Below are 13,529 nucleotides of genomic sequence, written 5' to 3' on the forward strand. Positions count from 1 at the left end.
TTCTGACTGTCGTTGCTCTCCCTGTCGACCGAGCCGCTACGGTCACTTCCGTGACTGGGCAGGGTGTGCTCGCCGTACCGGATGAGCGAGCGATTCGCGACGAGCTGCAAGGGCTGGTCCTGGCCGACCTGCTCGGGCCGCTCGGCGGGCCGGCGGAAGAGTTCTCCACCAGGGAAAACCCGCTCGACCGCTACATTCTCGGGCGGTTGGCGCCCAACGGCACGTCGGTCGACCCGGCCACTGAGGACACCTTCGCCGAGGCCACCGCCTCGGACCCGGCAGAGGGAGGTGCCGAGCCGACCGCGCCGAACGTGCCGAGTTTGGCCCCCTCCGCGCTCGGTTTCACCGTCAGCGTGCCGTCGTCGGTCGCCGAGCTGCGGGTCACCGCCGCCTGGGGCAGCTACGACACCGCCGTTGCCGAGCGCGACGGGCACGCAGGCGGCACGGTCTGGCGGCGGCACCAGCGTGGCGGCCCGGTCACCGTAACCCTGCGGGAAGGGTTGATCACACCGCTGGAGCCCGACGCCGCGCAGCCGAAAATCGTGGTGCGGGGTCGGGTGCGCCGCCTGGGTGAGGTGTGGCTGGTTTCGCTCTTCCTGGAGAACCGGGAGCACAGCGAGTCGGCGCGTCAGCCGAAGCGGTGGATCTTCCAGGTCGAGTTGACCGCGACCGGCCCGACCGACGGCGAGCCGGTCTTCCTGCCCCGGCCGGAGCAGGTCACCGGCGGCGACGACGCCGACCAGTCGGAACGCCGCCGGCTGGCGATGGCCTACCGGTTCCACCCCGAGTTCGCGGTGGGGCACGGCACAGGAGTCGATGCCGAGCCGTCCCCCACCGATCCCCTACGTGCCCTTACGGTACGCACCGCGACCGTCCCCACGCACGAGATGCCCTTCACCGACGTGCCCAGCAGCGAGCGGGACGACGACCTGCCCGAGCTGGCGGACGTCGAGCTCGACATGCGGCGGCTGGCCGAGCTGGCCGACGGCCCGGTCGACGCCCTCACGGCGGCGTTGCGACCGCTCGTCGCCGGCTACCAGGCGTGGATCGACCGCAACGAGGCGACCGCCGGTGACCCGTCACGGCGACTCGACGACTACCACCGCCAGGTGCGCGAGGCGCTGCGCGACGCCCGGGAGGCCGCCGATCGGATCGCCGCCGGCATCACGCTGCTTGCCTCCCCCGACCCGTCGGCCCGCCAGGCGTTCGGCTTCGCCAACCGGGCGATGTACCTGCAACGTGTGCACAGCCTCGTCGCCGCCCGGCGGCGGGAACACCCGAGCATACCGCTGGAGCAGGCGGTCGCCGACGCCGACCGGCCGGAGAACCACAGGTGGCGTCCGTTCCAGTTGGCCTTCATCCTGATCAACCTGCCGGCCCTGGCCGACCCCCGGCACCCGGAGCGGGGTGACGACGTGGGCAAGGCGGTCGCCGACCTGCTCTGGTTCCCCACCGGTGGTGGCAAGACCGAGGCGTACCTCGGCCTCACCGCCTTCACCATTGCGGTACGCCGTCGCCAGCCCGACCAGGGCGGGTTGACCGGTGCGGTCGGGCTGGCGGTGCTGATGCGGTACACCCTGCGCCTGCTCACCATCCAGCAGTTCGAGCGGGCCTCGACGCTGATCTGCGCGGCCGAGAGCCTGCGCCGCGCCGAGCCGCAGACCTGGGGTGGCACGCCGATCCGGATCGGCCTCTGGGTCGGCGGCCGGGTCACCCCCAACCGCACGCAGGACGCCAAGGACTGGCTGGACGAGCGGCGGCGGGGCCGCTCCAACCGGGGTATCGGCTCACCGCACCAGCTCACCAGTTGCCCGTGGTGCGGCTCGAAGATCAACCCCGGCAGGGACATCGTGGTCGAGCGCGACCACTGGCGCACCCTGGTGCTCTGCCCCGACGTCGAGTGCCCGTTCAGCGAGGTGGGCAGCCTGTCGGCGCGGAAGGACGAGGCGGGGCTGCCGGTGATCCTGGTCGACGAGGAGCTCTACCGTCACCCGCCGGCGCTGGTGATCGCCACCGTCGACAAGTTCGCCCAGCTGCCGTGGAAGGGCGAGACCGCTGCTCTCTTCGGTCGGGTCGGCAAGCACTGCGACCAGCACGGCTATCTCACCGAGGATCTCGAATCGACCGACTGGGAGCGCAAGCGGCACCGACCGGGCAACCGGGTCGTCGCGTGCGGACGACTCCGTCCACCCGACCTCATCATCCAGGACGAGCTGCACCTGATCTCCGGGCCGCTCGGCTCGCTGGTCGGGCTGTACGAGACCGCAGTGGACCGGCTGGCCAGTTGGGAGCCGACCCGGGGGCACTGGTCCCGGCCGAAGGTGATCGCGTCCACCGCAACCGTACGCCGGGCCCAGCAACAGATCGGCGCGCTGTTCAACCGGCGGACCCGGGTCTTTCCCCCGTCAGGCCTGGACGCCTCCGACAGCTTCTTCGCCCGGCAGCGCTCGACCGAGGAACGTCCCGGCCGTCGTTACGTCGGCATCTGCGCGCACGGCAACCGACTCCGGGCCACCCTGATCCGGGTCTACGTCTCCGTGCTCGGCGCGGCGCAGAAGCTACACGAGACATACGGCCGCAATCCGGTGACCGACCCCTACATGACGCTGGTCGGTTACTTCAACAGCCTGCGTGACCTGGGCGGCATGCGGCGGCTCGTCGAGGACGACGTCTCCAGCCGTCTCATCAAGGCCGACGAACGCGGGCTCGCCCGACGGTACGACCCGTACCTGGAGGAGTTGACCTCCCGGATGCCCTCGGACGCCATCCGGCCGCTGCTGGACCGACTCGCGGTGCGCTTCGACGCCACCCGGGCCAAGGGCGCACCCCGGCCGATCGACGTGCTCCTGGCCACCAGCATGATCGCCGTCGGGGTCGACATCGAACGGCTGGGCCTGATGGTGGTGGCCAACCAGCCGAAGTCCGCCGCCGAGTACATCCAGGCGACGAGCCGGGTCGGGCGTAGGGCGCCGGGCCTGGTGTTCACCGTCTTCAACTGGGCCCGGCCACGCGACCTGTCGCACTTCGAGCGCTTCGGTCACTTCCACGCCACCGCCTACCGCCAGGTCGAGGCCCTGTCGGTGACCCCGTTCGCCGAGCGGGCCATCGACCGGGGGCTGACCGGGGTGCTGGTGGCGCTGGTCCGCGATCTGGAGGGCACCTACAACGGCAACCTGCGGGCGCGGGAATTCGACCGGCACGGCCAGCTCGCCGACCACGTGGTGCGATACCTCAAACGCCGCAGCGAGGTGGCCGCCGACAACACCGTCCGCCAGCGGGTGGAGGACGAACTCGAAGCCCGCCTCGACCTGTGGGCACGGGAACGCGCCCGGCCGGCCCGGCGGCTGGCCTACGACAAGCCGTACCACAGCGACGACGTCGCCGGGCTGCTGCACCGCCCGGAGGAGGGCCGGTGGGTGCAGACCACCTGTCCCACCTCGCTGCGGGACGTGGAGCCGGGCATCCAGCTCCAACTCCAACTCGGTCCCATCGGGGACGATCCACCGCCGTTCGTTCCGCCCCTCGGCGGCGGTGTCGCAGGGGCATCCTCATGAGCGGGCCGCAGCCGCGCAACCTGCGGGTCGGTGCGTTGCGCCCCAACCAGCTGCTGCACACCTACGGCGTCGGCTCGGTCGCCGACCTGCCCAGCCTGTCGGTGCTGACCCTCGGGTTGGCACACTGGGACCTCACCCACTCGACGCCGGTCACCGAGGACCGACTGTTGACGGCGGTCCGGCGCAGGCTCGGCGACCAGGTGGAGAGCCTTCGGCTCCCTCCGCACCTGCCGGAGACGTCAGACCTGTTCGCCGACTGGACCCGGGTGGGCGTGCCGGTGGCCCTCTTCCCCACCTGGCTGCGCTGCTCGGATACCCGGTGCAACCGGCTCGCGCCGGCCGATTCCGGGCTGTTCGAGCTGCTGCCGTCGCCCTACCAGCCGGACCGGGTCCGTTACGTGCACAGTTGCCGGGGCAACGGAAACTCCCGCCCCACCGCCGTGCCGGCCCGTTTCGTGCTGGCCTGCGACAACGGCCACCTGGACGACTTCCCCTGGTCCTACATCGCGCATGGCGGCACGGACCCGGGCGCGGGCCATTCGCTCACCCTCACCGAGCGCGGCAGCACCGGTGAGGCGGCCAACATCTTCATCTCGTGCGAGTGCGGGGCGTCCCGACCGATGTCGGTGGCGTTCGGCCTACACGCCGAGCGGAGCCTGCCCGCCTGCCGCGGCCGTCACCCCCACCTCGGCAGTTACGGGAACTGCGACGCGCCTGCCCGGACGCTCGCCCTCGGTGCCACCAACAGCTGGTTCGCCATGCAGTTGCGGGTGTTCAGCATTCCCCGGGCCGAGCATCCGGTCGATCAGGTGGTCGACGACCACTGGCGGGACCTGGGCGTACTCGCCGGGCTGGACGAGGCCACCGCGAAAAAGATCATGCAGACCCAGAGTTGCTGGGCCGAGCTGAAGCCCTACGGCGTCGACCGGGTCTGGGCGGCTATCCAGCGCCGCAACAAGGCTGAGCCTGGCGATACCCCGGATGACAGCGGTGACCTGCGCAAACCCGAGTGGCGGGCGTTCACCGCCGGCACCAGCACCGAGCTGCCCGACTTCACCACCCGCCCGGAGCCGGTGCCACCCCAGCACCGGAGTTGGCTGCGGGAGGTGGTCCTCGCCCCCCGCCTACGCGAGGTTTCCGCGCTGTACGGCTTCACCCGGATCGACGCGCCCGAGTGGGATGTGCTCGACACCCCGGAGCGGCGGCGTGCTCCGCTCACCGTCGGCAAGCCGACCTGGCTACCCTGCGCCGAGATGCGGGGCGAGGGAATCTTCCTGCGCCTCGACGAGGAGCGGGTGGCCGAGTGGGAACACCGACCGGAGGTCAAACAGCGTGAAAAGCTGCTGGTCCGGTCCCATGACCGCTGGCGGGCACAGCGCAGGCTCGACCCGGAGGAGCACCCCGGCGCCCGATACGTCCTGCTGCACACCCTTGCCCATGTGCTCATCCGCGAGTTGGCCCTGGAATGCGGATACAGCGCCGCCGGCATCGGCGAGCGCATCTACGGCCGGATGGACGACACCCTCGGTGCTGGGGTGCTGCTCTACACCTCGGCACCCGACAGCGAGGGCACCCTCGGCGGCCTGGTTTCACTCGGACGCAGCGACCGGCTGGGGGGCCTCGTCGAGCGGGCCCTGGAAGCCGCCCGGTTGTGCAGCTCCGACCCGCTCTGTGCGGAACACGACCCGACCGTGCACGCCCGGCTGTCCGCCGCCGCCTGCCACGCCTGCCTCTTCGCCGCCGAGACCTCGTGCGAGCGGGGCAACCACTACCTCGACCGGGCACTGCTGGTCGACACGCTCAACGACCCCGGCTCCGGATTCTTCGCCCGGTGAGCCACGAGCGCTTCGCGGCACTGATCGCCGACCTCACCACCACGCTCCCCGCCGACCACCTCGACGTCTGGGCCGATGTGCTGGTGGATGCGGATGCTCCCGGTGACGGTGCGGTGGTCGCCGAGCTGGCCGACGCCCGACCCGGGTTCTCGGTCGGCACCCATGCCGAACGGCTGATCCGGGGCTGGCGTACCGAGGCACCCGACCTTCCGGGTGCGGCCGTCGCGCTCGCCCTGCGCAGCGCCGCCCTGCTGCAGCGGCGCACCGAGGCCAGGCGCACCGAGTTGGCGGTCAGCGGGCCGACCACCGCCGCCGGGCCGGTGCGGCTCACCAGCTCCGTGGTCGTCGAGGTCATCCGGACCGCCCGGAGCAGGCTGCTCGTGGCGAGCTTCGCCGCATACGGGGTCGCCGAGGTGATCAACGAACTGCTGTCCGCGGCTCAGCGGGGCGTACACGTCGATCTGATCCTGGAAAGCTCTACCGAAGACGGTGGTGCCTTAAGGGGGTCCGCCGGGGCCGCCGCGACCTTCGCCGCGCTCCGGCATCAGGCGACGTTCTGGCACTGGCCGGCCGTACTACGGGCCGCCAGTGGGAGCCCACGCGCCGCGTTGCACGCAAAACTCATCGCCGCTGACGACGAGGTAGCGGTGATCAGCAGCGCCAACCTCACCGACCGAGCACTGTCGCACAACATCGAGGTCGGCGTGGTGCTCCATGATCCAGAGGTGGTGCGTAGGCTCGTCGCGCATTTCCGGGCCCTTACCGATCCACGGACCGGCGTGTTGAAGCGACTCCGCTAAGCAGCACACAACCTGGCTCAGCCCAGCGCCTACGTCCTGGGTGGTCCAGCCTGCCCGGCGCTCCTCTGCCGAGTCCCGGTGTGCCCTGAGCAGCAGAGCAGACGGAAAGGCGGAACGGCCTCCCCGAGAGGCCCGTCCCGCCCGTAAGCCGCATCAGCGCGACCCGGTCACCCGGTCAGCCCGGCTCCCCCGACAGGGAGGTCCGCCGCTGCGACGCCATGACCAGGGAGTAGACGTGCTCGCGGAGTTCACCGAAGAGCGGGGTCTGCTTGGTCGCGATCTGGTCGCGGGGCCGGTCGAGGGTGACCGGCAGGTCCGCCACGACGACCGATGGGCCCTGGGACAGCACGACCACCCGGTCGGACAGGTACACGGCCTCGTCGATGTCGTGGGTCACGAACAGCACCGTCGTACCGGTCTCCGCCCAGACCTTGAGCAGCAGGTCTTCCAGGCTGGCCCGGGTCTGGGCGTCCACCGAGGCGAACGGCTCGTCCATGATCAGCATTTCCGGCCGGACGGCGAGCCCCCGGGCGATGGCGACCCGCTGCTGCATCCCGCCGGAGAGCTGCCACGGGTGCAACCCGGCCGCGTGGGCCAGGCCCACCATCTCCAGCGACTCCTGCACCCGCTGCCGGATCTCGGCGCGGGGCAGGCCCCGGTCGCGCAGCGGGAGGGCGACGTTCTTCTCGACGGTCAACCAGGGGAACAGCGAGCGGCTGTAGTCCTGGAAGACCACCGCCACGCCGTCGCGGGGGCCGGACATGCGTTCCCCCCGGAACATGACCGCGCCGCCGGAGATGGGCAGCAGCCCGGCGATGCACATCATCAGGGTGGTCTTGCCGCAGCCGGAGGGCCCCACCACCGACACGAACTGCCCGGCGTGGACGGCGAACTCGATGCTGCGTACGGCGGGCACGTCGCCCTTGCGGGACCGGTAGGACTTGCTCAGCTCCTGCACGTCGAGCACGGGGGTGTCGAGGGTGGTGCCGGGCTGCTGCGGTCGGGTCGTCACGGGGTTCATCCGAGGCTCCTACGTGGTGTCGGTCAGTGGCTTTCCGCGCTGTCGGGGCGCACGTTGCGGTGCCACCGCAGCAGCACCCGCTCGACCAGGGCGAAGACGGCGTTGAAGAGGATGCCCAGCAGCGCCAGCAGGACGATCGCCGACCACAGCTGCGGGAACTGGAACAGCCGCTGCTGGCTCACGATGTAGAACCCGAGTCCGGCGGTGGCGGCGTACAGCTCGGAGATCACCATCAGGACCAGCGCGATCCCGATGCTGATCCGCATCCCCGCGAAGATGGCGGGGCTGGCGCCGGGCAGCAGCACCCGCAGAAAGTAGCGCCGCCGGGTCAGTCGCATGCTCCGGGCGGCGGTGACCACCGTCCGGTCGATGCCCCGGACACCGTCGTACGTGTTGATCAGGATCGGCCAGAGGCAGCCCAGCGCGATGAGGAAGACGTTCATCCCGCTGGTGATGCCGAACAGCACGATGGCGATGGGCAGCAGGGCGGTGACGGGCACCGACATGCCCAGCCGGATCAGCGGGTTGAAGAACGCGCCAGCCGGCCGCCACACCCCGATCAGGATGCCTCCGCCGACGCCGAGCACCGTCGCCGCGCCGTAGCCCAGGCCGAGCCGGACGAGGCTCGGCAGGACGTCGGCCCGGAACTGGGAACTGAGGAACAGCGACGACGGCGAGGCGGACAGCCAGGTGTCGACGAACGCTCCGAAGATCTGCGACACCGGCGGTACGAACAGGGAGCCCACCATCCGGGCGGCGACCTCCCACACCACCAGCAGCAGGGCGAGCAGCCACAGCGACCGCACCCCGCGTCCCACCGCCAGCGCCGACGTGACCACCGGCCGGCTCAGCCCCTGCCCGCTCATCGTCCACCCTCCCGCTGTGCCTGGCCCCACGGCACCACCAGGCGTTCGACCAGGTTGAAGCCGTAGTAGAGGCCCATCCCGAGCAGGCCGACGAGCAGGATGCCCGCGTAGACGAAGTCGGGTCGCTGCGCCTGCTGGTACGTGGTGATCACCGTTCCCACCCCGTTGGTGGCGCCGAGCAGTTCGGCGGAGAGCACCACGATGAGCGCCGTCGAGCTGGCCACCCGCAGCCCGGTGGCGATGGACGGGGCCGCCGACGGCAGCACCACCCGGGTCAGCAGCCGGGTACGCGTCCACCCCATGCTGCGCCCCGTGGCCAGCATCAGCGGTTCGGTGTCGCGGACGCCGTACATCGCGTTGAGCAGGATCGGCCAGAAGATCGCGTAGATCGCCAGGGACACCTTCATCTGGGTGCCCAGGCCGAACATCAGGATGGCGATCGGCAGGAACGCCGAGGAGGGGATCGACCGGCCGGCGTGCACCACCGAGGACGACGGCCGGTAGAGGGCGGAGAAGTAGCCCAGGGTCAGCCCCAGCGGAATGCCGACGGCGCTGGCGGCGAGCATGGCGAGCAGCCACGCCCACAGGGTCTGCGCCACCTCGGTCAGGAACGTCGCGTCGACGAGCAGTTCGCCGGCGCGTTGCAGGGTGTCCACCGGGTACGGCAGGGAGTCCACCGAGACCGCCCCGGTCCGGACCACCAGGTCCCACAGCACGAACATGGTCACCACGCCCGCCACTCCCAGCACCCAGTCGGGTGTGGGGCCCCACCGGCGGGCCGCGACGGGCCCGCCGGTGGGTCGGGCGTCCGCCTCGACCTGGTCAATCACGTGGACGTCCGACGCCATGTCACGTCCTCTCCCCTCATGGTGGCCCGCCTACCGGGACGACAGGACAGTTCAGGACCGCGCGAAGTCGGTGACGAAGGGCCCCAGGTCGGGCTTCTTCTGGAGCATCTTCAGGTCGACCATCTGCTGGGCCATCCGGTCCAGCGCGGCGACGTCGACCGCCGCTTCGAGGGCGTTCTGCGGTTGTGCGGCAAGGGTTTCCGCCGGCACCTTCTGGCACTCGGAGAGCAACCGGAACGCCTCGTCGGTGTTGGCGGGGTCGCTGAGCTGCTGCGCGGTCTCGGTGATCGCCTCGTGGAAGCGCTTGGCGGCGTCGCCCTTGCCGACGAAACTCTTGGCGGCGATGTAGGTCGCGATGTAGATCTTGTCGCTGCTGGCGAAGGGGTCGGCCAGGCTGCGTACGTTGTCGTTGTTGTTGCCCAGCAGCGAGTAGCCCAGTTGCGCGGCGTCGACCCGTCCACTGAGCACGGCGGGGACCTGCTCGGCGAAGGGCAGCGCCACGAAGCTGACGCTGTCCGACTCGACGCCGTTGGCCTTCAGCCAGCTCGCGGTGACGATCTGGTTGATGCCGTTGATCTCGTTGACCGCGATCTTCTTGCCGGCGAGGTCGGCGGCTGTCTTGATCGGGGAGTCCTTGCCGACGAAGACGCCCTGCGCGGGCTTGGCCGGTGGTAGCGCGTTGACGTTCACTCCGGACACCATCTGGATCGGGAAGCCGGTGTTGTAGGCGTTGATCGCGGTGTAGCCGTTGACGTAGCCGAAGTCGGCCGCGCCGGACAGGACCGCGGCGACCGCCGCCGAGCCGCCCCCGGAGCGGACCAATTCGACGTCGAGGCGGTGCTTGCCGTAGACGCCCTTCCCGATCGCCCAGGTGTTCCAGATTTCGCAGCCGAACGTGGTGACGGAGACCTTCGTGGTGCCGTCCGCGTTGTCCGCAGCGCCTTCGGCACCCCCGCAGGCGCTCGTGAAGAGCAGCGCGGCGAGGGCGACCATCGCACCGGTACGTCGTGTGTTCATCGTGATGCTCCTATGTGCTTCGCGCGTGCCCCCGACGTCTCCCGCCGCCGATGCCGGCGGTGGCAGGGGTGGGGGCGTTCGGTGGATACGAAGGGACGGCTCCGCCGCGACGGATACGGCCGCCTGGCTGCTGCGGCGCGGGTCCGACGCGAACTGCATCGACTGGTGATGGTGCTGAATGCCTGAATTGCCAGATTGGGAGGGATCAATCAGGGCCGCGAGAACCGCAGACGGCGTCACGGCATGGCCGGGCAACGCTGGTCACGGTCGGTTCGGGCGGTCGGGCTGCACCCCAGCAGCACCCTGACGCCTCGCCGACTTGCAGCGAAGGTACGGGGCACGAAAACCCCTGTCAAGATGCGGAATGTTATCTCGCATTGCGTCAACACGACGGGTGCCGGCACCTCGGCCGCACCGGCGAACGCGCAGGTAACGATACGTCTCCCCTGGTTGACCGGGCCCACAGCGGCGGCTAGCTTCTCCACCAGATGCCGTCGGCCCCCGGGAGTGGACATGAGCGTGGAAGAGCCCGTCGCGGCCGTTCCCGCCATCTCCCGCGCGCCGATCGGCCACTGGAAGGGACCGGAGTTCCCCGCCATCCGCCCCGGCACCGGCGCGGGCAAGGCGCTCGTCCCGTTCTGATCGGCAACTCCGCGCCCCGGCGCACCCTGCCCAGATCCGGCCGCGTCGGCCGCTCCTGTCCACACCGTGGCCGAGCCGCCCGTCGTCGGTGACCCCAGCACCCCGGAAGCTGCGGCAGCCCCTCGCCCCACACCCGGGACGGCCCCTCCGCCGTCCCGCCGGCCCCGGCGCAGGAGACCCGCCCACCCCCGCGACCCCAGCCGGGCAGGTGGGCCGGTCCCCACACCCCAGCGCGCGGGTGGCCGGCCCGGTACGGGCGTAGTCACGACGACCGGCCACTCCGCGTTACCGACCCCAGCCGACGCCGGGGTGGCCGACATCGTCAGCCCGTCGACTCACGCCGCCCCTGGCCCGGGACGGCGTCGTCAGCCGGGGCCGGACACGGAAAGCGGCCCGGTCGATGCTCGACCAGGCCGCTGACCTGTTGCCTCAAGGGTGGAGCCGAGGGGACTCGAACCCCTGACCCCCACACTGCCAGTGTGGTGCGCTACCAGCTGCGCCACGGCCCCTTGCGGTCGTCCCCGGTCGCCCGGGCACGGAGAGAACTATACACACGCGGCCGAGCATGGTCATCTCGCGGGGGTCCCCGGCGGATCAGTTCAACGCCACGTCCGGCGGGAAGTGCGCGACCGCCGCCATCATGCCGCCCTGCCGGCGCAGCACCATCGGCCAGAGGTCGTCCGGGCGGTCGACGAAGGCGTCACCGGGCAGCGCGTCGAGCACGAACCAGGAGCCGTCCTCGATCTCCTGCTCCAGTTGCCCGGACCCCCAACCGGAGTAGCCGGCGAAGACCCGGATGCCGCCGATGCTGTCGCGCATCCGCTCCGGATCGGAGGACAGGTCGACGGTGCCGACCGCGCCGGAGATCGGCTGGAAACCCTTCAGCCGGCGCATCGGATGACGCATCCGGGCCAGGCAGATCGCCGACTCCGGCTGCACCGGGCCGCCCTCGAAGAGCACCGCCGGGTGCCGGGCGAGATCGCTCCACTCGCCGAGGACGTCCGCGACGGCCACCTCGGTGGCCCGGTTGAGCACCACCCCGAGCGCCCCGTTGGCCTCGTGGGCGACCAGCAGCACCACCGTACGATCGAAGTTCGGGTCCTTGAGGGCCGGCGTCGCGACCAGCAGCCGCCCCGTCATCGACTCCACGGCACGACCGCTGATCGCCGGTCCCTCCCCCTGCGTCTCGGACATCGTCAGCCGCGCACCGGGTCCGACAACCGGGCACCACCGACCATCTGTGCTCTCACCGCCATGCCTGGCACCATAGCCTGCACCCGGTGCGGTGGCTAAGGTCTGACCGACAGGTGATCGAGGGCGGTCGAGGGAGGATCGATGGGACCGACGGCGGACATCGCGGTGATCGGCGGTTCGGGGCTGTACGCGCTCCTCGACGACGCCACGGAACACCAGGTCGAGACCCCGTACGGCGCCCCCTCGGACGTGCTCACCATCGCCACCGTGGGCGGCCGGTCGGTGGCCTTCCTGCCCCGGCACGGGCGTGATCACCGCCACCCCCCGCACCTGATTCCGTACCGGGCGAACCTGTGGGCCCTGCGCACGTTGGGAGTACGCCAGGTGCTCGCCCCCTGTGCCGTCGGCGGGCTGCGTCCCGAGTTGGGCCCCGGCACGTTCGTGGTGCCCGACCAGCTGATCGACCGCACCAGCGGCCGGGTGCAGACCTACTACGACCAGGGCGCGGTGCACGTGGCGTTCGGTGACCCGTACTGCCCGGTGGGGCGGCGTACCCTGCTCGGCGCGGCGGCCGGGCGCGACGTGCCGGCGGTCGACGGCGGCACGGTGGTGGTGGTCGAGGGGCCCCGCTTCTCCACCCGTGCGGAATCCCGCTGGTACGCCGCGATGGGCGGCACGGTGGTCAACATGACCGGCCACCCGGAGGCGGTGCTCGCCCGCGAACTGGCCCTCTGCTACACCTCCATCGCCCTGGTCACCGATCTGGACGCCGGGGTGGAGGCGGGCGACTCGGTCACCCAGGAGGAGGTGTTCCGGGTCTTCGGCGAGAACACCGACCGGCTGCGCGGCGTGCTGCTGGACGCGGTGGCCGCCCTGCCCACCGACCGCGACTGCCCCTGCGGGCACGCGCTGGACGGCATCCGCACCCCGTTCCCCCTCCCCTGACCCGTCGCCGTACAGCTGGCGCGACGCGCGCCCGGCACGCCCCCGGACAGGGCAATCGCCGGCAAAGCGCGCGGAGCGCCGCCTGCCGCCCGATAGATTCGGCAGGTCAGGGGTCCGGTCCCGGCGGACACCGGACGGGCCGGGGACACGGAGGCGGAGGGCGATGGCGACCGTCCGGGAGACCACCTACGACCTGCTCCGCGCCCTCGGCCTGACCACGGTCTTCGGCAACCCCGGCTCGACCGAGGAGCCGTTCCTCCAGGACTTCCCGGCCGACTTCCGTTACGTGCACGCCCTGCACGAGGCGTCGGCGGTCGCCATGGCCGACGGGTACGCCCAGGCCACCGGCCGGCCGGCGCACGTCAACCTGCACACCGCCCCGGGCACCGGCAACGGCATGGGCAACCTGGTCACCGCCTGGCACAACCGGACGCCGCTGATCGTCTCCGCCGGGCAGCAGAGCCGGGAGATGCTGCTGATGGAGCCCCGGCTGGCCAACCGGCACCCCACCGAACTGCCCCAGCCGTACGTGAAATGGAGTCACGAGCCGGTGCGGGCGCAGGACGTCCCGGCGGCGTTCATGCGGGCGTACGCCACGGCGGCCCAACCGCCGAGCGGCCCGGTCTACCTCTCCCTGCCGTTGGACGACTGGCACCAGCCGGCGGACCCGCCGCCGCAGGTGCGGACGGTGGCCACCCGGTTCGCCCCCGACCCGCGTCGGCTGCGGGAGTTCGCCGCGCTGCTCGCCGCCGCCCGCAACCCGGTGCTGGTGCTCGGCGCGGCGGTGGACCGGGCCGCCGCCTGGCC

At 71.3% G+C, this 13,529-nt stretch carries 11 protein-coding genes and 1 tRNA gene; 6 read left to right on the forward strand and 6 right to left on the reverse strand.

Features of this window, described 5'->3' with window-relative positions; genetic code table 11:
* Nucleotides 1–50: 50 nt before the first annotated feature.
* The 3 genes from drmA to drmC are packed head-to-tail and all read left to right on the forward strand — an operon-like array spanning nucleotide 51 to nucleotide 6,189.
* Complete coding sequence (drmA, locus tag H1A17_RS13190; RefSeq protein WP_194821979.1) at nucleotides 51–3,554, forward strand: DISARM system helicase DrmA; 3,504 nt, start codon at nucleotides 51–53, stop codon at nucleotides 3,552–3,554.
* Complete coding sequence (drmB, locus tag H1A17_RS13195; protein WP_194821980.1) at nucleotides 3,551–5,389, forward strand: DUF1998 domain-containing protein; 1,839 nt, start codon at nucleotides 3,551–3,553, stop codon at nucleotides 5,387–5,389. The genes drmA and drmB overlap by 4 nt, the downstream gene beginning before the upstream one ends.
* Complete coding sequence (gene drmC / locus H1A17_RS13200) at nucleotides 5,386–6,189, forward strand: DISARM system phospholipase D-like protein DrmC (RefSeq protein WP_194821981.1); 804 nt, start codon at nucleotides 5,386–5,388, stop codon at nucleotides 6,187–6,189. Before drmB ends, drmC begins: the two co-directional genes overlap by 4 nt.
* A 175-nt stretch (nucleotides 6,190–6,364) precedes the next feature.
* On the opposite strand, the gene H1A17_RS13205 is transcribed toward drmC, so the two are convergent.
* Genes H1A17_RS13205 through H1A17_RS13220 form a run of 4 tightly spaced genes read right to left on the reverse strand, consistent with a single transcriptional unit; the run spans nucleotide 6,365 to nucleotide 9,941 of the window.
* Nucleotides 6,365–7,210 carry an ABC transporter ATP-binding protein gene (locus H1A17_RS13205; RefSeq protein WP_194821982.1) on the reverse strand — a complete coding sequence of 282 codons (846 nt, stop codon included), beginning with the start codon at nucleotides 7,208–7,210 and terminating at the stop codon, nucleotides 6,365–6,367.
* 23 nt (nucleotides 7,211–7,233) lie between these two features.
* Nucleotides 7,234–8,076, reverse strand: a complete 843-nt coding sequence (locus H1A17_RS13210) for an ABC transporter permease (protein WP_194821983.1) — start codon at nucleotides 8,074–8,076, stop codon at nucleotides 7,234–7,236.
* Complete coding sequence (locus H1A17_RS13215; RefSeq protein ID WP_194821984.1) at nucleotides 8,073–8,924, reverse strand: ABC transporter permease; 852 nt, start codon at nucleotides 8,922–8,924, stop codon at nucleotides 8,073–8,075. Before H1A17_RS13215 ends, H1A17_RS13210 begins: the two co-directional genes overlap by 4 nt.
* A 51-nt stretch (nucleotides 8,925–8,975) precedes the next feature.
* Nucleotides 8,976–9,941, reverse strand: a complete 966-nt coding sequence (locus tag H1A17_RS13220; protein WP_194821985.1) for an ABC transporter substrate-binding protein — start codon at nucleotides 9,939–9,941, stop codon at nucleotides 8,976–8,978.
* A 513-nt stretch (nucleotides 9,942–10,454) separates the two neighbouring features.
* Here H1A17_RS13220 and H1A17_RS35070 point away from each other — a divergent pair.
* Nucleotides 10,455–10,583, forward strand: coding sequence for a hypothetical protein (locus H1A17_RS35070; protein ID WP_255470128.1), 129 nt, complete (start codon nucleotides 10,455–10,457; stop codon nucleotides 10,581–10,583).
* 436 nt (nucleotides 10,584–11,019) lie between these two features.
* On the opposite strand, the gene H1A17_RS13225 is transcribed toward H1A17_RS35070, so the two are convergent.
* Nucleotides 11,020–11,092 (reverse strand) — tRNA-Ala (locus H1A17_RS13225).
* A gap of 85 nt (nucleotides 11,093–11,177) precedes the next feature.
* On the reverse strand, nucleotides 11,178–11,777 hold the full coding sequence (locus H1A17_RS13230) for a YqgE/AlgH family protein (RefSeq protein WP_088642982.1): 600 nt from the start codon (nucleotides 11,775–11,777) through the stop codon (nucleotides 11,178–11,180).
* A gap of 141 nt (nucleotides 11,778–11,918) precedes the next feature.
* Between H1A17_RS13230 and H1A17_RS13235 the strand changes: the two genes are divergently transcribed.
* Nucleotides 11,919–12,722 carry an S-methyl-5'-thioadenosine phosphorylase gene (locus H1A17_RS13235; RefSeq protein WP_145918039.1) on the forward strand — a complete coding sequence of 268 codons (804 nt, stop codon included), beginning with the start codon at nucleotides 11,919–11,921 and terminating at the stop codon, nucleotides 12,720–12,722.
* A 163-nt stretch (nucleotides 12,723–12,885) separates the two neighbouring features.
* Nucleotides 12,886–13,529, forward strand: a 644-nt coding sequence (locus tag H1A17_RS13240) for a thiamine pyrophosphate-binding protein (protein WP_255542032.1), incomplete at its 3' end; no start/stop codon positions are given.

The sequence above is a fragment of the Micromonospora sp. S-DT3-3-22 genome, assembly GCF_015354745.1.
Classification (GTDB): domain Bacteria; phylum Actinomycetota; class Actinomycetes; order Mycobacteriales; family Micromonosporaceae; genus Micromonospora; species Micromonospora wenchangensis.